General features: G+C 69.1%; 18 protein-coding genes. 14 read left to right on the top strand and 4 right to left on the bottom strand.

Annotated elements, in window-relative coordinates; genetic code table 11:
• Nucleotides 1-63: 63 nt before the first annotated feature.
• The 8 genes from hydA (at nucleotide 64) to E6C70_RS10275 (ending at nucleotide 9,775) form a co-directional block, all read left to right on the top strand.
• Nucleotides 64-1,527 (top strand): dihydropyrimidinase, encoded by a 1,464-nt coding sequence (gene hydA, locus E6C70_RS10310; RefSeq protein WP_136424475.1) that lies wholly within the window; start codon nucleotides 64-66, stop codon nucleotides 1,525-1,527.
• 47 nt (nucleotides 1,528-1,574) lie between these two features.
• Nucleotides 1,575-2,606, top strand: a complete 1,032-nt coding sequence (locus tag E6C70_RS10305; protein ID WP_136424474.1) for a TIGR03842 family LLM class F420-dependent oxidoreductase — start codon at nucleotides 1,575-1,577, stop codon at nucleotides 2,604-2,606.
• Nucleotides 2,607-2,739: 133 nt separating this feature from the next.
• Nucleotides 2,740-3,699 (top strand): ABC transporter permease, encoded by a 960-nt coding sequence (locus tag E6C70_RS10300; protein ID WP_136424473.1) that lies wholly within the window; start codon nucleotides 2,740-2,742, stop codon nucleotides 3,697-3,699.
• Entirely contained in the window at nucleotides 3,696-4,667 is a 972-nt protein-coding gene (locus tag E6C70_RS10295; RefSeq protein WP_136424472.1) for an ABC transporter ATP-binding protein, read from the top strand. The genes E6C70_RS10300 and E6C70_RS10295 overlap by 4 nt, the downstream gene beginning before the upstream one ends.
• A complete protein-coding gene (locus tag E6C70_RS10290; protein WP_168770920.1) occupies nucleotides 4,664-5,434 on the top strand; it encodes an ABC transporter permease in 771 nt (256 codons plus the stop codon). The genes E6C70_RS10295 and E6C70_RS10290 overlap by 4 nt, the downstream gene beginning before the upstream one ends.
• Nucleotides 5,435-5,522: 88 nt before the next feature.
• On the top strand, nucleotides 5,523-6,680 hold the full coding sequence (locus E6C70_RS10285) for an ABC transporter substrate-binding protein (protein ID WP_136424471.1): 1,158 nt from the start codon (nucleotides 5,523-5,525) through the stop codon (nucleotides 6,678-6,680).
• 102 nt (nucleotides 6,681-6,782) lie between these two features.
• Nucleotides 6,783-8,102 carry an aspartate aminotransferase family protein gene (locus tag E6C70_RS10280; RefSeq protein WP_136424470.1) on the top strand — a complete coding sequence of 440 codons (1,320 nt, stop codon included), beginning with the start codon at nucleotides 6,783-6,785 and terminating at the stop codon, nucleotides 8,100-8,102.
• Nucleotides 8,103-8,167: 65 nt separating this feature from the next.
• Nucleotides 8,168-9,775: a CoA-acylating methylmalonate-semialdehyde dehydrogenase gene (locus E6C70_RS10275; protein WP_136424469.1), complete on the top strand. Its 1,608-nt coding sequence runs from the start codon at nucleotides 8,168-8,170 to the stop codon at nucleotides 9,773-9,775.
• 472 nt (nucleotides 9,776-10,247) lie between these two features.
• Here E6C70_RS10275 and E6C70_RS10270 read toward each other — a convergent pair whose 3' ends face one another.
• The gene (locus tag E6C70_RS10270; protein ID WP_136424468.1) at nucleotides 10,248-11,003 is read right to left on the bottom strand and encodes an enoyl-CoA hydratase/isomerase family protein; all 756 of its coding nucleotides are present in this window, start codon (nucleotides 11,001-11,003) and stop codon (nucleotides 10,248-10,250) included.
• Between the two features lie 49 nt (nucleotides 11,004-11,052).
• Nucleotides 11,053-12,249 carry a LysR family transcriptional regulator gene (locus tag E6C70_RS10265; RefSeq protein WP_136424467.1) on the bottom strand — a complete coding sequence of 399 codons (1,197 nt, stop codon included), beginning with the start codon at nucleotides 12,247-12,249 and terminating at the stop codon, nucleotides 11,053-11,055.
• A 20-nt stretch (nucleotides 12,250-12,269) separates the two neighbouring features.
• Here E6C70_RS10265 and E6C70_RS10260 point away from each other — a divergent pair, with 20 nt between their 5' ends.
• Nucleotides 12,270-12,503 (top strand): hypothetical protein, encoded by a 234-nt coding sequence (locus E6C70_RS10260; protein ID WP_136424466.1) that lies wholly within the window; start codon nucleotides 12,270-12,272, stop codon nucleotides 12,501-12,503.
• 16 nt (nucleotides 12,504-12,519) lie between these two features.
• Here the strand turns inward: E6C70_RS10260 and E6C70_RS10255 are convergent, their stop codons facing one another.
• The gene (locus E6C70_RS10255; protein ID WP_168770919.1) at nucleotides 12,520-13,719 is read right to left on the bottom strand and encodes an MFS transporter; all 1,200 of its coding nucleotides are present in this window, start codon (nucleotides 13,717-13,719) and stop codon (nucleotides 12,520-12,522) included.
• 108 nt (nucleotides 13,720-13,827) lie between these two features.
• Here E6C70_RS10255 and E6C70_RS10250 point away from each other — a divergent pair, with 108 nt between their 5' ends.
• The 4 genes from E6C70_RS10250 to pyrE are packed head-to-tail and all read left to right on the top strand — an operon-like array spanning nucleotide 13,828 to nucleotide 17,886.
• Complete coding sequence (locus tag E6C70_RS10250; RefSeq protein ID WP_136424464.1) at nucleotides 13,828-14,562, top strand: Type 1 glutamine amidotransferase-like domain-containing protein; 735 nt, start codon at nucleotides 13,828-13,830, stop codon at nucleotides 14,560-14,562.
• Nucleotides 14,559-15,920: an anaerobic C4-dicarboxylate transporter family protein gene (locus E6C70_RS10245; RefSeq protein WP_136424463.1), complete on the top strand. Its 1,362-nt coding sequence runs from the start codon at nucleotides 14,559-14,561 to the stop codon at nucleotides 15,918-15,920. Before E6C70_RS10250 ends, E6C70_RS10245 begins: the two co-directional genes overlap by 4 nt.
• 10 nt (nucleotides 15,921-15,930) lie before the next feature.
• Nucleotides 15,931-17,256 (top strand): threonine/serine exporter family protein, encoded by a 1,326-nt coding sequence (locus tag E6C70_RS10240; protein WP_136424462.1) that lies wholly within the window; start codon nucleotides 15,931-15,933, stop codon nucleotides 17,254-17,256.
• Nucleotides 17,257-17,307: 51 nt separating this feature from the next.
• The gene (gene pyrE, locus E6C70_RS10235; protein ID WP_136424461.1) at nucleotides 17,308-17,886 is read left to right on the top strand and encodes an orotate phosphoribosyltransferase; all 579 of its coding nucleotides are present in this window, start codon (nucleotides 17,308-17,310) and stop codon (nucleotides 17,884-17,886) included.
• A 285-nt stretch (nucleotides 17,887-18,171) separates the two neighbouring features.
• Here the strand turns inward: pyrE and E6C70_RS10230 are convergent, their stop codons facing one another.
• Nucleotides 18,172-18,549 (bottom strand): hypothetical protein, encoded by a 378-nt coding sequence (locus E6C70_RS10230; RefSeq protein ID WP_136424460.1) that lies wholly within the window; start codon nucleotides 18,547-18,549, stop codon nucleotides 18,172-18,174.
• Nucleotides 18,550-18,820: 271 nt separating this feature from the next.
• Between E6C70_RS10230 and E6C70_RS10225 the strand changes: the two genes are divergently transcribed.
• A complete protein-coding gene (locus E6C70_RS10225; RefSeq protein WP_136424459.1) occupies nucleotides 18,821-21,115 on the top strand; it encodes a hypothetical protein in 2,295 nt (764 codons plus the stop codon).
• Nucleotide 21,116 lies beyond the last annotated feature (1 nt).

Raw genomic sequence — 21,116 nt, 5'->3', positions numbered from 1 at the left:
GCCGCGCTACTCGACCGCCAGCGTTCGGCCGCGCTACTCGACCAGCAGTGCGAAGGAGCAGTAATGACCACCACCCTCATCCGCGGAGGAACCGTCGTGAGCGCCACCGGACGCGCTGCGGCCGACGTGCTCATCGATGGCGAGCGCATCCAAGCGGTGCTGGCGCCCGACAGCGTGCTGCTGGGAACGGATGTCGCGGCATCCGTCGACACCGTCATTGACGCGACCGGCAAGTTCGTCATCCCGGGCGGCATCGACGCGCACACCCACATGGAGTTGCCATTCGGTGGGACCGAGGCATCCGACACCTTCGAGACCGGCACGCGCGCGGCCGCCTGGGGCGGAACGACGAGCATCATCGACTTCGCCGTTCAGACCTACGGCAAGCGCATCGAGGACGGTCTCGCGACCTGGCACGAGAAGGCCGCAGGCAACTGCGCCATCGACTACGGCTTCCACCAGATCGTGGGCGACGTGAACGACGATTCCCTCGCAGCCATGCGCGGACTCGTCGACGAGGGCATCTCGAGTTTCAAGCTCTTCATGGCCTATCCGGGCGTGTTCTACAGCGACGACGCGCAGATCCTGAAGGCGATGCAGCTCTCCCGCGACACCGGGATGCTGACGATGATGCACGCCGAGAACGGCCCGGCCATCGACGTGCTCGCCGCCCAACTCGTCGAGCAGCGCAAGACCGATCCGTTCTACCACGGCGTCGCGAGGGCCTGGGAGATGGAGGAGGAGGCGACTCACCGCGCCATCATGCTCGCCAAGCTCACCGGCGCTCCGCTCTACGTCGTGCACGTGAGCGCGAAGCAGGCGGTCGAGCAGATCGCCTGGGCGCGGGACAAGGGCCAGAACGTGTTCGGCGAGACCTGTCCGCAGTACCTCTATCTCTCCCTCGAGGAGCAGCTCGGTGCGGTCAGCGAGAAGTGGGGCGCGTTCGAGGGCGCGAAGTGGGTGTGCTCGACGCCACTGCGCTCGCGTGAGGAGGGCCACCAGAACGCGATGTGGCAGTCGCTGCGCACCAACGACGTGCAGATGGTCTCCACCGATCACTGCCCGTTCTGCATGAAAGACCAGAAGGAGCTCGGGCTCGGCGACTTCCGCAAGATCCCGAACGGCATCGGATCCATCGAGCACCGAATGGACCTGATGTACCAAGGGGTCGTGACCGGCGAGATCACCCTGGAACGCTGGGTGGAGCTCACCAGCACCACCCCGGCACGGATGTTCGGCCTCTACGGGCAGAAGGGCGTCATCCAGCCGGGCGCGGATGCCGACGTCGTCGTCTACGACCCGAACGGACACACCTCGATCGGCATGCCCGTCGACGAGGCGGGCAACCCGACCGGGCGCAGCCATCACATGAACATGGACCACTCCGCCTGGGAGGGATTCGAGATCGACGGGCACGTCGACACGGTCGTCTCGCGCGGCAAGGTCGTCGTCGACGGGGGCGAGTATCTCGGCGCAGCGGGCGACGGACGGTTCCTCAAGCGAGGACTGTCGCAGTACCTCGTCTGAGCCGGCGACCAGCGAACCATCGAGACCCAGCTGTCGAAAAGGAACACATGGACTTCGGAGCGGTACTCCAGGCCAACCCACCGGCTTCGCGCACGGTGCAGCTCGCCAAGCTCGCCGAGAACCACGGCTTCACGCACGTGTGGACGTTCGACTCGCACCTGCTGTGGCAGGAGCCCTACGTCATCCACAGCGCGATCCTCGCCGAGACCCGCAAGGTGACGGTCGGCCCGTTCGTCACGAACCCGGCGACCCGGGACTGGACGGTCACGGCATCCGTCTTCGCGACGCTGAACGAGATGTACGGCAACCGCACCATCTGCGGCATCGGCCGCGGCGACTCGGCGGTGCGGGTGACCAACGGCAAGCCGACCACGCTCGCCGAGTTGCGCGAGTCGATCCACGTCATCCGTGAGCTCGCCAACTCCCGCGCGGTCGAGTACAACGGAGCGCAGCTGCAGTTCCCGTGGAGCCGCGGGTCCGAGCTCGAGGTCTGGGTCGCCGCGTATGGACCCCTGGCCCTCAAGCTCGCGGGCGAGGTGGGCGACGGGTTCATCCTGCAACTCGCCGACCTCGACATCGCGGAGTGGATGATCTCCACCGTGCGCAACGCAGCCGAAGCGGCCGGTCGCGACCCGATGAGCGTGAAGATCTGCGTCGCCGCACCCATGTACATCGGCGACGACTGGGAGCACATGCGCGAGCAGAGCCGCTGGTTCGGCGGCATGGTCGGCAACCACGTGGCCGATATCGTCGCGAAGTACGGCACAGCGTCGTCGGGATCGGGCGGCGCGGTTCCGGATGCCCTGACCGACTACATCCGCTCGCGCGAGGGGTACGACTACAACGAGCACGGTCGCGCCGGTAACACGCACACCAGTTTCGTGCCCGACGAGATCGTGGATCGGTTCTGCGTGCTCGGCACCGCCCGACAGCACATCGAGAAGCTCGAGGCACTGAAGGCCCTCGGCGTCGACCAGTTCGCCGGGTACCTCCAGCACGACAACAAGGAGGAGACCCTCCGCGTCTACGGCGAGACGGTCATCCCCGCGTTGTCAGACCACATAGCGGCGAAAGCATGACCGGGGCCGGGGGTCTTGATACGCGGCCGACCGCGTTGGGCGCTGCACGGGTCCAGGGCATGACGGCCGCGGGGGTCTCGATACGCGGCCGACTACGTCAGGCGCTTGCCGACCGGCAGATCGGGGCGTACGCATGACGGTCTCCGAGGCGCTGAAGACGGTCGACGCGGGCTCGGTCGGTACTGTCGCGGACGTTGTCGAGGCCCCTCGCGCCCCTCGCCGCGTGGGCGCCGGACGACGGGTGCTCCTCGGCGCGCTGGGAGTCGTCATCCTCGCGGCCGTGTGGGAGCTGTACAAGGCGCTCGGACCCGCCGACGGCGTGGTGATCGGCGGCATCACCGTCCTCCCGCGCACGACCGACTTGGCCATGCCGCACGTCTGGGACATGATCGCGCGGCTGTTCGAGCCGGTGTCCAGCATCGCCGGCGCACCGCCGATGTGGCTGGCCGTGCTGCAGGCATCCGCCTTCAGTCTCGGCATCGCCGCCGTCGGCTGGGTGGTCGGCGTGCTCGTCGGCGGTCTGCTCGCTGTGCTCATGCAACGCTTCATCACGGCCGAAGCCGCCGTGCTTCCCTGGATCATCCTCAGCCAGACCGTCCCGCTCATCGCGATCGCTCCGCTCGTGCGGCGCTGGGGCGCGCAGATCCACCTCGGCACCTTCGAATGGGCGCCGTGGATGTCGGTGGCCGTCATCGCCAGCTACCTCGCCTTCTTCCCGGTCTCGATCGGCGCCCTCCGAGGCCTCAATTCGCCCGACACCAACCACGTCGAACTCATGCGCAGCTACGCGGCCGGATGGTGGAGCACTCTCGTGCGACTGCGCCTGCCCGCGAGCGTGCCCTACCTCCTGCCCGCACTGCGCCTGGGGGCGGCGAGCGCCGTCATCGGAACCGTCGTCGCCGAGGTGTCGATCGGCCTGCGCGGCGGCATCGGACGGATGGTCGTCGAGTTCGCCGCGGCGGCCGGCGGCGACCCGGCCAAGCCGTGGGCGCCGATCTTCGGCGCGGTGCTCGTCGGCCTCCTGGCTGCAGGATTCGTGTCACTGATCGGCGTGTTCCTGCGCCGCTATCGTCGTGGAGAGGTGCCGGCATGACCGACCAGAACGCAACAGCGACGGATGGCGGGTCCGTGGCGGCCAGCGCGGGAGCGGGCGCCACCCGAACAGCCACCGCGCCCGACGCCGTGACCGTCTCCGGCGTCAGCCGGGTGTTCGGTTCGCGCGGACGGGAGGCATCCGTCACCGCTTTGGACGATGTGTCACTCGACGTGGCTCCCGGCGAGTTCGTGAGCCTCATCGGACCGAGCGGATGCGGCAAGTCGACCCTGCTGAGGCTCATCGCCGACCTCGACCAGCCCAGCTCGGGTCAGATCAGCGTGTTCGGCAAGCCCGCTCGCCGCGCTCGCATCGACCAGGACTACGGCATCGCGTTCCAGCAGGCCGGACTGCTGCCGTGGCGCACGGTGGCCGCCAACATCGAACTGCCGCTCGAGCTCCACCGGGTCGGTGCAGCGGAAAGGCGCACCCGGGTCGGTGACCTGCTCAGCCTGGTCGGCCTCGATGACTTCGGCTCGAAGTATCCCGACCAGCTCTCCGGCGGCATGCAGCAACGGGTCGCGATCGCCCGCGCGCTCGCCGAGAGTCCCCGCCTGCTGCTCATGGACGAGCCGTTCGGGGCCCTCGACGAGATGACACGTGAACGGATGCAGAACGAACTCCTGCGCATCTGCGCCGAGACGGATGCCGCCGTCGTCTTCGTGACCCACTCCATTCCGGAGGCCGTGTTCCTCTCCCATCGCGTCGTGGTCATGTCGCCGCGACCCGGGCGCATCGTCGACGTGATTCCGGTGGGGCTCGGGTCGACGGCCGACCGCGGGGAGGCGCTTCGCGAGGACGCCGGCTTCTTCGATGCGGTCGGCGCCGTGCGCGAGGCATTGCACGGACACCCCGTATCCGCCGGGCCCGCCACATCCGCCACTTCCACCGGGTCCGCGGGCGAAGCGCGTGAAGGCGCGAACCTTTGCGAGCCGTCAGGCCGGCCGGCAGGGCGGGAGTCGCGATGAGGCCGGCCATCAGCACCTCGCGTGCCGTAGTCGCCCCCGTGATCCTCGGGGTCGCCGCCCTGCTCATCTGGCAGCTGAGCGTGATGGCCTTCGACATCAAGCCGTTCGTGTTGCCGAGTCCGGTGGAGATCGCGACTCAGTTCGGCAAGAACATCCCGACGGTCGTGCAGGCGTCCACGGTCACGGGCCTCAACGCCCTCATCGGCCTCATCGTCGGCGGCATCCTCGGGGTCGCCGCAGCGGTGCTCGCCGCTATCGCACCGGTCCTCGACGAACTATCGGCCGCAGTCGTGGCCGCCCTCTCCGTCATCCCGATCGTCGCGCTCGCGCCAGTGCTTTACACGATGTTCGGCGCCGGAGCCCAGACCGCCCGTCAGATCGTCGCGGCGATCGCGGTGTTCATCCCCGTCTACCTCAACTCCCTGCGCGGGTTCCGTCAGGTGCGCCCCGTGCACCGCGACCTCATGCGGGCCTACGCCGCCAAGCCGGTGCAGGTGACGCGCACCGTCACCCTGCCGACCGCCTCGCCGTTCATCTTCACCGGGCTGCGCATCGCGTCATCGCTCGCCGTGATCTCCGCCCTCATCGCCGAGTACTTCGGCGGCCCGGTCGGCGGTCTCGGAAAGTCCATCACATCGGCCGCTTCGAGCAGCAACTACTCGCTCGCGTGGGCGTACGTGCTGGGGTCGATCATTCTCGGCCTGCTGTTCTACGGGGCCACCCTCGGCCTCGAGAGGCTCGCGTCCCGGCATCGCCCGAGCGCGTGAGCGACATCCGTCCCATCCGTCCCACCATGCGACCCGTCGCACCCGTCCCACCCAGAGGTACCGACAGCACGACACATCAGGAGGAGACATGAAACACAGCACGAAGTACATCGGAAGCGCGATCGCGATCGTCGCGGCATCCGCTCTCGCCCTCACCGGTTGCTCGAGCCCGTCGGGATCGGGATCGGGATCGGGATCGTCGGGCAGTTCCGGCGCCCTCACCCCCGTCAAGCTGCAGCTGCAATGGTTCTCTCAGGCTCAGTTCGCCGGCTACTACGCCGCCCTCAAGGAGGGCTACTACAAGGACGAGGGACTCGACGTCACCATCGTCGAAGGCGGGGCGGACATCGTGCCGCAGGACGCCCTGACATCCGGCGACGTCGACTACGCCATCTCGTGGGTGCCCAAGGTGCTCGGCTCCATCGAGCAGGGAGCCCACATCACGGATGTAGCGCAGATCTTCGAGCGCAGCGCGACCACGCAGATCTCGTTCAAGGACAAGGACATCACCTCGCCCGCGGAGCTCAAGGGCAAGAAGGTGGGCAGCTGGGGCTACGGCAACGAGTGGGAGCTGTTCGCCGGTATGCAGAAGGACAAGGTGAACGTCAACGACATCTCGCTCGTGCAGCAGGCCTTCGACATGAACGGCTTCCTCTCGGGAGACATCGACGCGGCGCAGGCCATGACGTACAACGAATACGCCCAGGTGCTCGAGACGACCAACCCCGCCACGGGAAAGCTGTACCAGCCCGACGACCTCAACGTCATCAACTGGAACGACGTCGGCACCGCCATGCTGCAGGACGCCATCTGGGCGGATGCGGATCGCCTCAAGGACGACAAGGCCTACGGCGACACCACGGTGAAGTTCATCAAGGCCTCCATCAAGGGCTGGGTGTACGCGCGCGACAATGCTGAGAAGGCAGCGGACATCGTGACCGCCTCCGGCTCGCAGCTCGGCCAGAGCCACCAGCTCTGGATGACCAACGAGGTGAACAAGCTGATCTGGCCCTCGACGGATGGCGTGGGGATGATCGACGAGAAGGCCTGGAACCAGACCGTCGACATCGCCAAGAAGACCAAGAACGAGACGGGGGCGACGATCATCTCCGCGGACCCGCCGAAGGACGCGTACTCGAACGAGTACGTCAAGAAGGCGCTTGCGGAGCTGAAGGACGAGGGTGTCGACGTGATGGGCACCGACTTCAAGCCCATCGAGGTCACGCTCAAGGAGGGCGGCAAGTAACGCATGCTGCTGGTTGAGTAGCGCAGACGCGGGCTCCTTCGTCGCTCGCTACTCAACCAGCAGCAACAACGCACCACCGCAACACCGAGGAAAGGCAGCACCATGACAACCGACTGGGAGCTCTCGGAGCTCGACGACCGGGCGCGCGAACTAGACGCGGCCCACGTGTTCCACTCCTGGTCGGCCCAGGCCGGCCTGAAACCCCTCGTCATCGCCGGAGGGTCGGGGTGCCGGGTCTGGGACCACTCGGGCGCCAGCTGGCTCGACTTCTCGAGCCAGTTGGTCAACACGAACATCGGGCACCAGCATCCGTCGGTCATCTCGGCCATCCACGAGCAGGCCGACCTGCTCGCCACCGTTGCGCCTGCCACCGCCAACCTCGCGCGCGGGGAGGCCGCCCGGCGCATCGTCGAACGTGCTCCGTCGCGCCACAACAAGGTGTTCTTCACCAACGGCGGAGCTGATGCCAACGAGAACGCCATCCGGATGGCCCGCCTGCACACTGGCCGCGACAAGATCCTCTCGACGTATCGGTCCTACCACGGCAACACGGGAGCGGCCATCGTCTCGACGGGCGACTGGCGCCGCATCCCCAACGAGTTCGCTCGCGGACACGTGCACTTCTTCGGTCCCTACCTCTACCGCAGCGAGTTCTGGGCGACCTCGCCCGAGCAGGAATCCGAACGGGCGCTGCGCCACCTCGAGCGCGTCATCCAGTCGGAGGGGCCGACGACCATCGCAGCCATCCTGCTGGAGACCATTCCGGGAACTGCGGGAGTGCTCATCCCGCCGCCCGGCTACCTCGCCGGTGTCCGCGAGCTCGCCGACCGTTACGGCATCCTCGTCATCACGGATGAGGTGATGTGCGGCTTCGGTCGGAGCGGCCGCTGGTTCGCGTTCGAGGGCTACGACCTCGTGCCCGACCTGATCACCTTCGCGAAGGGCGTCAACTCGGGGTACGTGCCCGCCGGCGGCGTGATCATCTCGGACGAGATCGCGGCGGACTTCGATGAGAACGTGTTCCCGGGAGGCCTGACCTACAGCGGACATCCGCTGGCGATGGCGGCCATCTGCGGAGCACTGGACGCGATGGCGGCGGAGGGCATCGTCGAGAACGCCCGTCGCATCGGTGCCGAGGCGATCGCTCCGGGGCTCACCGAACTGGCCGACAAGCACACCGCCATCGGTGAGGTGCGCGGCGAGGGAGTGTTCTGGGCGATCGAGCTCGTGGCCGATCGAGAGACCCGCGAACCGCTGCCGGCCGCCGGGATGGCCCGGGTGAAGACCGACCTTCTTGCGCGCGGACTTCTGCCGTTCGTGCAGGACAACCGCATCCACGTCGTGCCTCCGTGCATCGTGACGGATGACGAGGTCGCCGAGGCGATGGCCGCGTACGACGGGGCGCTTTCGCTCGTCGACTGACGAGATCGTTGGTGTCAAGACCACCACCAACGCCGGTTTCACTGAGGAAACGAAGAAGGAACACCATGACCGACACCTCCAGCCCCACCGCGACCGACGCCGACCCGACGGCCGATGCCGACCCGACGGCCGCCACCAATACCGACACCGATACCGGCACCGAAACCGCGGCCGAAGGTGGGGTCACCACCCTCGACCATTGGATCGACGGTGCTCTTGTCGAGGGCGAGTCCTCGCGGACGTCACCGGTCTACGACCCCGCGAAGGGTGCAGTTCAGAAGCATGTGCGCATGGCCTCCGCCGCGGACGTGGATGCGGCGGTGGCTGCGGCATCCGCTGCCCTGCCCGCCTGGGCCGACACGTCGCTCGCTCGTCGACAAGCGGTGATGTTCGCCTTCCGCGAGCTGCTCAACGCGCGGTCGGGTGAGCTCGCCGAGATTCTCACGAGCGAGCACGGCAAGGTGCTCTCGGATGCCGCGGGCGAGATCGCGCGAGGGCTGGAGGTCGTGGAGTTCGCCTGCGGAATCGCCCAACTCGTCAAGGGCGACTACAGCGAGAACGCGTCGACGGGCGTCGACGTCTACACGCTGCGGCAGCCGGTCGGGGTGGTAGGCATCATCAGCCCGTTCAATTTTCCAGCGATGGTGCCGTTGTGGTTCTTCCCCATCGCTATCGCGTGCGGCAACACGGTGGTGCTGAAGCCGTCGGAGAAGGATCCGTCCGCGGCGAACTGGATGGCCGCGTTGCTGAAGGAGGCCGGGCTGCCGGACGGCGTCTTCAACGTCGTGCACGGCGACAAGGAGGCCGTCGACGCGGTGCTCGAGCATCCCGGCATCTCATCGATCTCCTTCGTCGGTTCGACGCCGATCGCTCAGTACATCTACGAGACGGCCTCCCGCAACGGCAAGCGCGTCCAAGCCCTCGGCGGCGCCAAGAACCACATGCTCGTACTGCCCGACGCCGACCTCGACCTCGTCGCCGACTCGGCCGTGAACGCCGGGTTCGGCTCGGCCGGTGAACGCTGCATGGCCATCTCGGTGGTGCTGGCGTCGGAGTCGATCGCCGACGAACTCGTCGCGAAGGTGAAGGAGCGGATGGCCGGTCTCCGCACGGGCGACGGACGTCGAGCCTGCGACATGGGCCCGCTCATCACCAAGGTGCACCGCGACAAGGTCGCCGGCTACATCGACATCGCGGCGACGGACGGCGCGACAGTCGTGGTCGACGGACGTGACGGCGAGTTCGATGGCGACGCCGACGGCTTCTGGCTGGGCCCGACGCTCATCGACAACGTGCCCACGACGTCCGCCGTCTACACCGACGAGATCTTCGGGCCGGTGCTCTCCGTCGTCCGGGTGTCAGGGTACGAGGAGGGACTCGACATCATCAACCGCGGGCGCTACGGCAACGGGACAGCCATCTTCACGAACGACGGAGGCGCCGCGCGCCGATTCCAGCGCGAGGTGCAGGTGGGCATGGTCGGCGTGAACGTGCCCATCCCGGTGCCGGTGGCCTACCACTCGTTCGGCGGGTGGAAGTCGTCGCTCTTCGGCGACGCGAAGGCGTACGGGCCGGCGGGCGTCGCGTTCTTCACCCGCGAGAAGGCGATCACCTCGCGCTGGCTCGATCCGTCGCACGGCGGCATCAACTTGGGCTTCCCGCAGCACACCTGACGCGGGTTTGCCCGTTCGTTTACAGGATGAGAGCGTCGCCACCTCTTGCTGGGGCGGTGGCTCGGCTCTCGTCCTGTAAACGTGAGCGGGGCGCGGGCGTCAAGCCGGAGTGGAGCGGGCGTCAGGAATGCGCGTGGCGCGCGCCAGCGGCGGGCGAACAGGCGACGCGCGGCGGGCGTAGGGGAGATACGCGCGTGGCGCGCCAGCGGCGGGCGAAGGGGCGACGCGCGGCGGGCGTAGGGGAGGTACGCGCGGCGGGCGCCAGCGGCGGGCGTAAGGGGCGGGCGTAAGGGGCGACGCGGGCTTGGGCGTCGGTAAGCCGGGCTTTCCCGTTCGTTTACAGGATGAGAGCGTCGCCACCCCTTACTGGGGCGGTGGCTCGGCTCTCGTCCTGTAGACGTGAGCAGGGCGCGGGCGTCAAGCCGGGAGCAGAGCGGGCGTCAGGGATGCGCGTAGCGCGCCAGCGGCCGAGTCAGCGCCGGGCGAAGGCGGCGATGCGTGACTGGGCGTCGGCGCCCGCGAAGGATGCGGCGATGGTGCGGGCCTCGTCGTCGAGCGACTCCCGGAACGAGCGGTACGGCGCCGACCGGATCAAGCGCTTGGCCTGGCCGAATGAGGCGGTCGCCCCCGCCAGCCATCCGTCGGCGATCTCGCGTGCCCGGGCGGCGACGCCGTCGGCCGCCACGACCTCCGTGACCAGGCCCCACTCCAGCGCCTCCGCCGCCGACAGGCGACGGGAGGTCAGCGTGAGTTCCAGGGCGCGGCGCGCGCCGACGGCCTCCGGCAGGAGCGTGCTGACTCCGCAGTCGGGCGTGAGGCCGATGTCGGAGTACTTGCTCGAGAAGTGCGCCTCATCCGACGCGACGATGATGTCGGCGACGAGCATGAATCCGAGGCCGCCGCCGGCCACGGGTCCCTGGACGGCGGCGACGATCGGCTTGTCGCTCTCGCGCAGAAGGCGGTGGCCGTCGTGGATGGTGTCGGCGTGCGCCTCGATGACAGATGCCTCCGGGAAGTCGGCCATCGACCGCACATCTCCGCCGGCGCAGAAGGCTCGCCCGGCCGCATCGAACAGGACGGCCCCGATATCGTCACGTTCGGCCACCTCGGCGCCGATGTCACGCCAACGTGCGGCGGCGTCCGCGTCGATCGCGTTGAGCCGCTCCGGACGATTGAGGGTGATGCGGGCGAGTCCGTCGGTGACGTCGAAGAGGATGCTGTCGCTCATGAGGCGAGCCTACGTCGTGCGGGAGATCCTGATCCCTGCGCGAGGGCGACTACGAGGACGACGAAGACAACGACGGCGACGACGACAGCGGCAACGACAACGACAACGACGGCGACGACGACAGTGGCAACGACAACGACGGCAACGACGACAGTGGCAACGACGGCGAAGAAGGCGAGGACGACGGCGAAGGCGACGAAGACGACGACGGCGAAGGAGACGAAGGCGAAGAAGACGACGACGGCGAAGGAGACGAAGGCGACGAAGACGAAGGCGACGAAGACGACGACGGCGACGAAGACGAAGACGACGGCGAAGAGGACGAAGGCGACGAGCCGTACGCCGACTGGATGCGCGCAGCCTGCGCGCGAAGCACCTCGACGACCGTGCGGACGGCCAGCCGTTCGGCGACGTCCGGCCGCAGCAGGGCGACGATGTGGCGGTCGGTGTCGACGCCGCGCAGCGGCTTCAGCACCATGCGCGAGGGGTCGATGTCGCCGGAGGTGAAGCGCGGAACGAGCCCGATTCCCATGCCGGCCGCCACGAACGCCTCCACCACACGGAGGTCGGAGAAGCGTTGGAAGACGCGGGTGCGATGGCCGGCCGCCTCCTCGATGTCATGCAGGATGCGCTCGAACGGCATGCCGTCCGGCACGCTGATCCACGTCTCGTCGACGACGTCGGCCGGGGTCAGGTAGCTGCGCCCAGCCAGCCGATGCCCCGCCGGCAGGCCGATGTCGAGCGGCTCCACCATGAGCGGAACGACCCGCAGGCCTCGCCCGCCCCACGAGGAGCGACCCGTCAGCGTGTGCGCGAGCACGATGTCGAACTCGCCGGTGAGGTCGGGCAGGTCGCCGGTCTCGACGTCCATGTCGGTGCAGGTGAGGACGAGACCCGGGATGCCGGACAGGTCCGTCAGCGCGCCGGGCAGGAGCATCTGGCCGGCCGTGGGAAACGTGGCCAGGCTCACATTGCCGCTCGGATGGTTGCGGAACTCGTCCCACAGCGCCCCGGCGCGTTCCCGTGCCACGGCGACATCCGCAGCGCTGCGCGCCAGCGCGAGTCCGGCACTGGTGAGCACGAGACCGCGCCCGCTCTTCGCTGTGAGCGGTACGCCCGCCTCCCGCTCGAGCACCTTCAGCTGCTGCGACACCGCCGAGGGCGTGCGATGTGTGGCCGCCGCGACGGCCGTGACGCTTCCGCGTTCGGATAGCTCGCGCAGCAGGTCGAGTCGGCGCACATCCATGAAGTAAGGCTACATCGTCGGTGAAGAACTATGAGATTGTGCTGCACGGTCGAAGGGAGGATGCTGAGAAAGTCGAGCAGAAGCAACGGCGCTCCCCCCCGCCGACATCCGTCTTCCTCGAAAGGCCCATCATGGTCGCGCTCCTCGTCCTCCTCAGTGTCATCGCCGTCGGCTCCATCGCCGGCACCATCTCGCTCGTCGCCCGTGACGGCTACGGCCGCGCACCGAAGCGCAGCTTCGTCCGCACCATCTGAGTGGTACCGGGGCCCATCATGCGTTGACGGGCGCGGGTGCCTGAGTGCGATACGGCAGCATGATCGCCGCCGACGCCATCCAGCCGAAGCCCACGAGCGCCACGAGCAACCCCGCGTCCGCCCCGGCGAACGGGCCGATGATCGCGGCTCCGGCGGCGCTCGCGGCCGCGCGGAGACCGGCACCCACGGTGAAGACCTGGGCGCGCACGGCCGGTGGGCTGTTGACGGTGCGCAGTTCGAACAGCGCAGCCGTGCTCGGTGCTGAGCACACCCCGGCGACGGCGACGAGCGCAAGGGTCACGACCAGATCGCCTCCGACCGCCGAGAGCGCGATGAGCGCGCCCGTGAGCGCGAACCCGGTCGTCAACACGACCGCCGGGCGCACCGACTGGACGGGTCGGATGGAGACCACCACGGCGCTCGCGAGCGATCCGACTGAGAAAGCCGTCACGATCCAGGCCCCCTCGTCGGCGTGCTGCCAGCGCTGAGCCGCTAGCGCGATCGCCGCAATGGGGAAGGCGCCTGCACCGACCTGGGTGAGCGTGCTCGACGCCGTCACGAGGAGCAGGGGTCGGTGCCGCACGAGGTAGCCCGTGCCGGTGGCGATGCGTCGGAGCAGGCCGGCATCCGTCCGCTCGTGACGGTGCGGGGCCAGCCGGAGCGACAGGATGGCCAGCGCCCCCAAAGCCGACGCCGTAGCCAGGGCGAGCGCCGCCGCTCGCGGAGATGCGGCGGCGATGACGACGGCCGAGAGCGCCGGGCCGCCCACTCCGGAGACGCCGTAGGCGAGCGTGTCGGTCGCGAACGCCGTGCGCTCGGGAGCGATGACGGACGTGACGAAGCTCGACATGCCGCCCATCACGAACGGGGTCGCGCATCCGGCCGCCAGCAGGGCGATGACCACCACCGGGAGCGGGACGATGCCGAGCAGCGCCCCGGTAGCGTAGCCGACTGCCGACACCAGGCCTGCGCCGACGAACAGCAGCCGGGGCCGACGCGTCGAATCGAGCAGGGCACCTGCCAACGGCGCGATGACCACGCTGGGGGCCAACGACGCGGCGACGAGGAGGGCGCCCACCCCCACGTCGTTGAGCTCGCGGATGGCGAGGATGGGGAACACCACGGTGCCGCCAGCGCTCGCCATGCGTGAGAGCAGAGCGGCCACCAGGTAGCGCGCGGCTCCGAAGCGCTGTTCGTCGGACTCCGCGATGATCACTCCACCCATCATGCCAACGGTCCCGCCCGGCAGGGCTCCCAATGCTTGCCCGTGCTTCAGCGGCCGGAATAGTGTGGCGACAGGGCAGTCCGGGGACGGGGAGGTTCTATGGCTCACATCGTGGCAACGGGTGCCGGGCGAGCGATGATGGATCGTCGTGCTGATCCGACGCATGACTACATCCTCGGCCTCACGGGCAAGGAACGCCCCCGCGTGCTGTTCGTGGGCACCGCGACCGGCGACGATCCGTCGTACATCCTCAGCTTCTACCAGACCTACGACTCGGACCGATGCGCACCTCGCCACCTCCCTCTCTTCCACCGGCCGATGGATGACCTCGCCGGTTTCGTGCGCGGATTCGACGTCATCCACGTCGGCGGCGGCAACACCGCGAACATGCTCGACGTCTGGAAGCGCCAGGGCCTGGACGAGATCATGCGGGAGCTCTGGGAGGACTCGAACGTCGTGTTCACCGGAGGATCCGCCGGCGGCATCTGCTGGTTCGAAGGGGGAACCACGGACAGCTACGGCCCGACGCTGCAGGTGCTGCCCGAGGGTCTCGGGTTCCTGCATGGCAGCTTCTGCCCGCACTACGACGCGGAGGACCAGCGCCAGCCGTTGTTCCACGCGGCGCTGAAGAGCGGCGAGCTGAGCACGGGCTACGCCGTCGGCAACCTGCAGTCGCTCCACTTCGATGGCGACGAGTTCGTGACCGCCATCAGCCCGGTCGCCGACGGGCTGGCGCTTCGGGTCGAGGCCGTCGACGGCGAGATCGTCGAGACGCCGTTGCCCATCCGTGTCCTCGATGCCCGCGAGCCCATCGTCGCCGGACCGTCGTCGTGAACGAGAACGTCTGGATCCTGGTCCTGCAGCTGATCGTCGTCATCGCGGCGATCTTCATGGGCACCCGCACGAGCGGCATCGGACTCGGCGTCTGGGGACTGGTCGGCGTCGCCGTGCTCGTCTTCTGCTTCCCGGGGACCGCGCCGGGCAACGCACCCGTCGACGCCGTCTTCATCGTCATCACGGTCATCACCGCGGCCTCGGTCATGCAGGCGGCAGGCGGCATCGACTGGATGGTGTCCATCGCCGCGAAGGCCATCACATCGCACCCGCGGAGTGTCGTGTTCCTCGCACCGGCGATGGCGTTCCTGTTCACGGTCGGCGCCGGTACGGGCAACATCTTCTACCCACTGCTGCCCGTCATCTACGACGTCTCGTACCAGCAGAAGATCCGCCCGGAGCGCGCCCTGTCCGTCTCCGCCGTCGCATCCCAGGTCGGCATCCTGTGCAGTCCGGTCTCGGCGGCGGTCGCCTCGATGGTGGTGCTGCTGGCGCCGAAGGGCGTCGACCTCGGCACACTGCTGCTCATCATGTGGCCGGCCTCGATCGTCGGTCTCGGCCTGGCGGCACTGGTGATGATGCGACACGGCAAGGATCTCGAGGACGATCCCGAGTTCCAGCGCCGGCTCGCCGAGCACCTCATCAAGCCCCCGACGGAGAACGCGCACGAGAAGACGCTGCCCCGGTCGGCCGTGCTCTCCGCCTCCCTGTTCCTGGCAGGCGTCGCCGTCATCGTCATCTTCGGGCTGTTCGAGGGCATCCGGCCCGTCATCGGAACGGCGGATGACGGCAGCGTCACGCGCCTCAGCATCACCGTCATCATCGAGGTGGTCATGGGCGTCATCGCCGCGCTCATCTTCGTGTTCTGCAAGGTCAAGGCATCCGACGTCCCCAAGCAGTCCACCTTCCCGGCCGGAATCGTGGGAGCGATCGCCCTGTTCGGCATCGCGTGGCTCGCCAATACCTTCGTGGCGAACAACAACAAGCTCATCGTCGACGGGCTCGGCTCGCTCGTCTCGGGCTCGTCGGCCTTCCTCGGGGCGGTGCTGTTCGCCCTCGCGCTCTTCCTCGTGGCCGCCCTCACCACGAGCCAGTCGAGCGCGACCAACGCGATCGTGCCGATCGGCCTCACCATCGGGCTGCCCGCCTCGCTGCTGGTCGGGCTGTGGCCGGCGGTGATGGGCATCTACACCCTGCCCGCCAACGGATCGCAGGTGGCCACCGTCGCGTTCGACCAGACCGGAACGACCAAGATGGGCCGATTCGTCGTGGACCACTCGTTCCAGCTGCCGAACCTGGTCTACATCGTCAGCGCCATCGTCGTCGGTGTGATCCTGTCGTTCGTCTTCGTGGCCTGAGAGCAGGCGGATGCCCGAGCCGAGCGCGGCGCCGTCGAACCCGGGGGAGCTCCGTCAGTACCTCCTCGGCCTGGCAGAGGGCCTGACCGCAGCGGGAGAGTCGGTCGACCGGGTGCGCGCCATCATGCACCGGATCGCGGTGGCCTACGGCGTTCCGGACACGGGTTTCGTCGTGCTGCCGACGGTGATCCTCGTGCAGACCGGCGGTGCCTCCACCGGACACGTGGCCGTCTCCTCTCGTGTGGCGGCCTCCCTGCGGTTCGACCAGATCGCGGCGCTCTACGGCGTGGTACACGAAGCCGAGGACGGCACGCTCGACCCGGCTGACGGCATCCGTCGCCTCAATGCCGTGGGATCGATGCGGCCGCGATTCGGCTGGATCGTGCGCACCCTCGGCCACGGCGTGCTCACCCTCGGGCTTTCCCTGCTGCTGCTTCCGAGCGTCGCGGGTGCGGCCATCGCCTTCGGCCTGGGGCTGGTGATCGGGCTCATGAAGCTCGTGCGCTCACCCACGCTCGATCTGGTATTCCCGGTGGTGGCCGCGTTCGTCTCGGCACTCACGGTCTTCCTGCTGGCCGACTGGCTGGGCCTCGGCGATCCGCTCACGGTACTCGTGGCTCCGCTCGTGACGTTCCTGCCTGGTGGAGTGCTCACGACCGCGACCGTCGAACTCGCCGCCGGACAGATGATCGCAGGGGCGAGTCGGCTGGTCACCGGGCTGGTGCAACTCGCCCTGCTCTCCTTCGGCATCATCGCCGCCGGCACGATCGCGGGCGTGAGCAACCTGGACTACGTGGCAGCGGGCGGATCGTCGCTCGCGTTCTGGTGGATCCCGTTGCTCGGCCTGTTGTTGTTCTCGATCGGCAACTACCTCCACTTCTCCGCTCCCGCCAAGGCGTACGGGTGGGTGCTCGTCGTGCTGCTGATCGCCTACGTCGGCCAGTTCATCGGCGCGAGGCTGTTCGGCCCGGAGATCAGCGGCTTCGTCGGGGCCCTCGCGATGACTCCGGCCGTGCTGTGGATCGACGGCCTGCGCCGCGGCGTGCCGTCGCAGATCACCTTCCTGCCAGCGTTCTGGCTGCTCGTGCCCGGCGCGACCGGACTGATCGGCGTGACCGAGGCCGTCGGCGCCAACCTCGGGAGTTCCGACTTCGTCGACGCTCTCGTCGGAGTGATGGCGATCGCGCTCGGCGTGCTGATCGGGACGGCGCTGTACCGCACGGTCCGATCGGGTGCGACCCAGCTCGAGCACTTCCATATCGAGATGCCCGCACCGGAACCCGACGAGGCGCATCCCGTGCCGTTCTGGCGTCGGCTGCTGCGACGCGAGCGGTGACGCGTGCATCCGCTTCCGCGCGGGAGGGGCGCGCCTAATAGAGTTGACGCCGTGAACCATGGATCAGCCCAGGGCGGCGACGACGCACGCAACCGTCTCATCGATTACATCTCGTCCGATGCGGTGTTCCACGGAGACTTCACGCTCACGAGTGGCAAGAAGGCGACCTACTATGTCGACCTCCGCAAGGTGAGCCTCGACCACCGGGTCGCCCCGCTGATCGGTCAGGTCATGCTCGACCTCATCGGCGAGATTCCGGATGTCGCCGCCGTCGGCGGCATGACCATGGGCGCCGACCCGGTCGCGACCGCCGTGTTGCACCAGGGTGCCGCGCGAGGCCTGGCGTACGACGCCTTCGTCGTGCGCAAGGAGCCCAAGGACCACGGCCGCGGCAAGCAGGTCGAGGGTCCCGATCTCGCGGGCAAGCGCGTGATCGTGCTCGAGGACACCTCGACCACCGGCGGCTCGCCCCTCCAGGCCATCGAGGCCCTCCGCAAGGTCGGCGCCGAGATCGCAGCAGTCGCCGTCGTGGTCGACCGTGACACCGGTGCCCGCGAAGTGATCGAGGCCGAGGGCATTCCGTACTACTACGCCATCGGTCTGGACGATCTGGGACTCCGCGATGCCTGAGAGGCGACGGGGGCGCGGAGGCGACGACGACTCCGAGATCGGCGGGGCGGACTGGCTGTTCGCGCAGCTCTCGGATGACGATGACGATGACGTCCCTCTTCCAGCGAACTCGGATGCGGTCGGAACCGCTGGAGTTACGCCGACCGATCTGACCCAGGGCGAGCCGACTCCGTCCTCCTCAGGCGCATCACCGGATGCGGCCGATCCAACGCGGCCGATCCCGTCCGAACCGGTGAGGCTCACGCCACCAGCGCCGTTCGGGTCGGCGCCCGCTGCTCCGGCGGATCAACCGCAGACGGCCGAGGCTGCGACGGCCGTGCCCGCCTCGGATCCGTCATATGACAGGTGGCGCCGACCCGTTCCGCCGCCCACGGAAAGCCGGGTGCAGAGCCCCGGGAGCGAGGGGCAGGCGCCTGTCTTACCGCCTACGACCTCGGAGCCTGCTCCCGGGGCGTGGGCGCCGCCTGCTGCCACCCCGCCGGCTGCCACCCCGCCGGCTGGCGCCTCGCCGGCTGTTCCGGCCGAGCCCGGTTCGGCGGCATGGTCGCCGCCCCCTGCCACGCGGATGGCTGCCACCCCGCCGGCTGTTCCGGCCGAGCCCGGTCCGGTGACATGGACGCCGCCTGCTGCCACGCCGCCCACTGCCACGCCGACGGCTGCCATCCCGCCGGCTGTTCCGGCCGAGCCTGGTCAGGCAGCATGGTGGTCGCCTTCCGCCAGCCCGCTCCCGCCGGCCGCTGCGGAGCCATCTACCGCGGGATGGGCGCCGCCCGCGCCTCCTGCTCCCGCCGCATCCGGTCCCGTCTCCGGGGAGCAGCCCGCCGCGACGCCGGTTGACTCGGCGGAACCCGGTTCGACGGCGTGGGCACAGCCAGCGGTAGTCGCGGCCGATCAGGATCCCGCGCCGTGGACCCCTGAGCCGGCGACCCCCGCCGTGCCGACCGAGCCGGAGCCTGCACCGACCCCCGCCGCGACGCCTGTTGCCGATGCCATGCCGTGGTGGGCTGCTGAGCATCTCGCCGCGAGCAGCGCCCAGACTCCGGCCGAGGCAGCGGGCGGGGCGACGCTCGCCGCCTCCGTTCCTCCGGGTGAGGATGCCGACGCCGGTCAGACCCCTTCGGCTCCGGCGCCAGCAGAGCCGCCGCCGACTTCTCCGGCGCCGGCTTCCCAGGCACCGGCCGCGCCGGGTTCGGCCGAGGCTGCGGTGACGGGCGATCCGCTGGGCCCCGACGGGCGACTCGGCGCCAAGTCCGACGAGCCCCGAGAGGCCATGCCGCCGACCGCGGTACTGCCGGTGGCCGGCGCCGCGGCGGGTGCGGCTGCCCTCGGCGCTGGATGGGCGGGAAGCACTCCTGCAACGCCCTCGGAGACGCCCACCCCGTCCCCGTGGAGCGCGGCGACTCCTTCTGACCCGGCGCCATGGAACCCAGTGCAGTCGGACCCCGCGGCGTCAAACCCGGCAACGTCCAGCGCTGAGCCGTCCAGCGCTGCGCCGTCGAACGCTGCGCCTTGGAACGCTGCGCCGTCGGGTGGGGTGCCCTCCGGCTCGGCTGCGATCACTCCGGCCGATGCGTCGTCGGCGTCGGATTCCTCCATCCCCGAGGCGCCGAGCCGCCCATCCGATCCCTTCCCGTTGGATGTCCCTTCGACGAACGGTCCGCTCGATGAGGGCTCGCTGAACGATGGCGCGGATCCTGATGCCGACTCGGACGAGGCGCGCAAGCTCGTCTGGTCGCTGTTCGCGGCAGACGAGCCCGACGATCCGATCGTCGAGGCGAACGCCGAGCCGGCCGATCGAGCGGCGGCCGATCTCGCGACCGGCGATGCGCCGGCTGAGGCACCTGCCGCTCCCGGCTTCGCTTGGGGTCTCGTCGCCGGAGACGATCCCGCTCGATTCGATGCCCCGCCGACCAACGAGACCGCATCACCGACGACGCCGTCGTCCTGGGACGATGAGTCGGCCCGCGATGCCCTGACCGACGAGGACGCTGCCCCGACGACGACGGTGCCCGTCTACGGCGCTCCCTTCGTGCCGCCCTCGGTCTTCGCCCCCGTCGTGACACCTACCCCCGCGCCCTCCGTGTGGAACACGGCGACGCCCGCGCCGCTCGACGAGGGCGCTGCAGACGTTGAGACGCGTGTGATTCCCGTGCCGGCCGCGGATGCCGGGACGGATGGCTCGTCCGACGCGCGCCGGGCGTCGGGGCCTGGCGAAGAAACCGAGAGATCCCTCTCCGATGAGGACGCCGGCGCTGATGGTGGCACCGAAGCCGCAGGGATCGTCGCGTCAGGGATGGAACAACCGGTCGTTTCGGACAGTGACCCCTCCCTCGACGAGACGACTCCAGTCGAGACGAGCTGGTGGATCGACAGCACCGCGGCAAGTCCCGCGGTGAGCGCGTTCGACTTTCCGCCTGTCGAGACGGCGGCGGTACCGACAACGCCCGCAGCCGTGACGCCCGCAGCCGCGACGCCCCCGCCCGCGACGCCGACGAGCACGACGGCGATGGGCACGACGCCCGCGCCCATGACGCCCACGCCCGCGACGCCGGCGAGCACGACAGCGGTGGGCACGATGCCCGCGCCCATGACGCCGGCGAGCATGACGCCGGCATCCGTGGCATCGGAGTCCGCAGCCGACGAGGACGGCGTTCACGGCCTGAGCAATCGCACCCTCCTGCTGATCGCCGCAGGCCTCGGCGCCGTGCTCGTGCTCGTGCTGCTGTTCTGGGTCGGCACCCGCCTCCCCGGACTGGGTGCTCCTGTCGCCGCGCCGACCGCGAGCGCGACAACGTCCGCGACCCCGACGCCGACTCCCGAGGTGACCGGTCCAGCGGCCGCTGGCGTGCATCCGTGGGACCAGCTCGGCGGCGGCGAATGCGTCGATCCGTTCACGGGACCCTGGGGTGAGACTTTCACGGTCGTCGACTGCACCGCCCCGCACGCCGCGCAACTCGTCTACCGCGGCACCTTCGGAGGTGACGCCACGACGGCATTCCCCGGTGAGGACGCGCTGGCGGGGCAGATCAACGCGCTCTGCAGCGCCTCGGGGGTCATCGACATGACCGCCGCGGGCGCGTATCCCGACCTGCAGCTGCAGGGCAGCTTCCCGATTACCGCCGAGCAGTGGAAGGACACCAAGCGGTACTACTACTGCTTCGTTTCGCGGTCGGGTGGGGAGCCCATCACGGCGACCATCGCGGGGCCCGGTCCAGCGCCAGCCGCCTGAT

The sequence above is a fragment of the Orlajensenia flava genome, from assembly GCF_004801905.1.
Classification (GTDB): Bacteria; Actinomycetota; Actinomycetes; order Actinomycetales; family Microbacteriaceae; genus Orlajensenia; species Orlajensenia flava.
The sequence above is the reverse complement of the archived record's forward strand: the minus strand, read 5'-3'. Positions and strand labels throughout refer to the sequence as shown.

Excerpts from the sequence above, each read along its gene's own strand:
- E6C70_RS10270 (WP_136424468.1), bottom strand. The coding sequence starts at position 11,003 with ATGAGCGACAGCATCCTCTTCGACGTCACCGACGGACTCGCCCGCATC.
- E6C70_RS10240 (WP_136424462.1), top strand. The coding sequence starts at position 15,931 with ATGCCCGAGCCGAGCGCGGCGCCGTCGAACCCGGGGGAGCTCCGTCAG.
- E6C70_RS10285 (WP_136424471.1), top strand. The coding sequence starts at position 5,523 with ATGAAACACAGCACGAAGTACATCGGAAGCGCGATCGCGATCGTCGCG.
- E6C70_RS10230 (WP_136424460.1), bottom strand. The coding sequence starts at position 18,549 with ATGGCAGCCGTCGGCGTGGCAGTGGGCGGCGTGGCAGCAGGCGGCGTC.
- E6C70_RS10250 (WP_136424464.1), top strand. The coding sequence starts at position 13,828 with ATGGCTCACATCGTGGCAACGGGTGCCGGGCGAGCGATGATGGATCGT.
- hydA (WP_136424475.1), top strand. The coding sequence starts at position 64 with ATGACCACCACCCTCATCCGCGGAGGAACCGTCGTGAGCGCCACCGGA.
- E6C70_RS10300 (WP_136424473.1), top strand. The coding sequence starts at position 2,740 with ATGACGGTCTCCGAGGCGCTGAAGACGGTCGACGCGGGCTCGGTCGGT.
- E6C70_RS10275 (WP_136424469.1), top strand. The coding sequence starts at position 8,168 with ATGACCGACACCTCCAGCCCCACCGCGACCGACGCCGACCCGACGGCC.
- E6C70_RS10295 (WP_136424472.1), top strand. The coding sequence starts at position 3,696 with ATGACCGACCAGAACGCAACAGCGACGGATGGCGGGTCCGTGGCGGCC.
- E6C70_RS10280 (WP_136424470.1), top strand. The coding sequence starts at position 6,783 with ATGACAACCGACTGGGAGCTCTCGGAGCTCGACGACCGGGCGCGCGAA.
- E6C70_RS10265 (WP_136424467.1), bottom strand. The coding sequence starts at position 12,249 with ATGGATGTGCGCCGACTCGACCTGCTGCGCGAGCTATCCGAACGCGGA.
- E6C70_RS10290 (WP_168770920.1), top strand. The coding sequence starts at position 4,664 with ATGAGGCCGGCCATCAGCACCTCGCGTGCCGTAGTCGCCCCCGTGATC.
- E6C70_RS10305 (WP_136424474.1), top strand. The coding sequence starts at position 1,575 with ATGGACTTCGGAGCGGTACTCCAGGCCAACCCACCGGCTTCGCGCACG.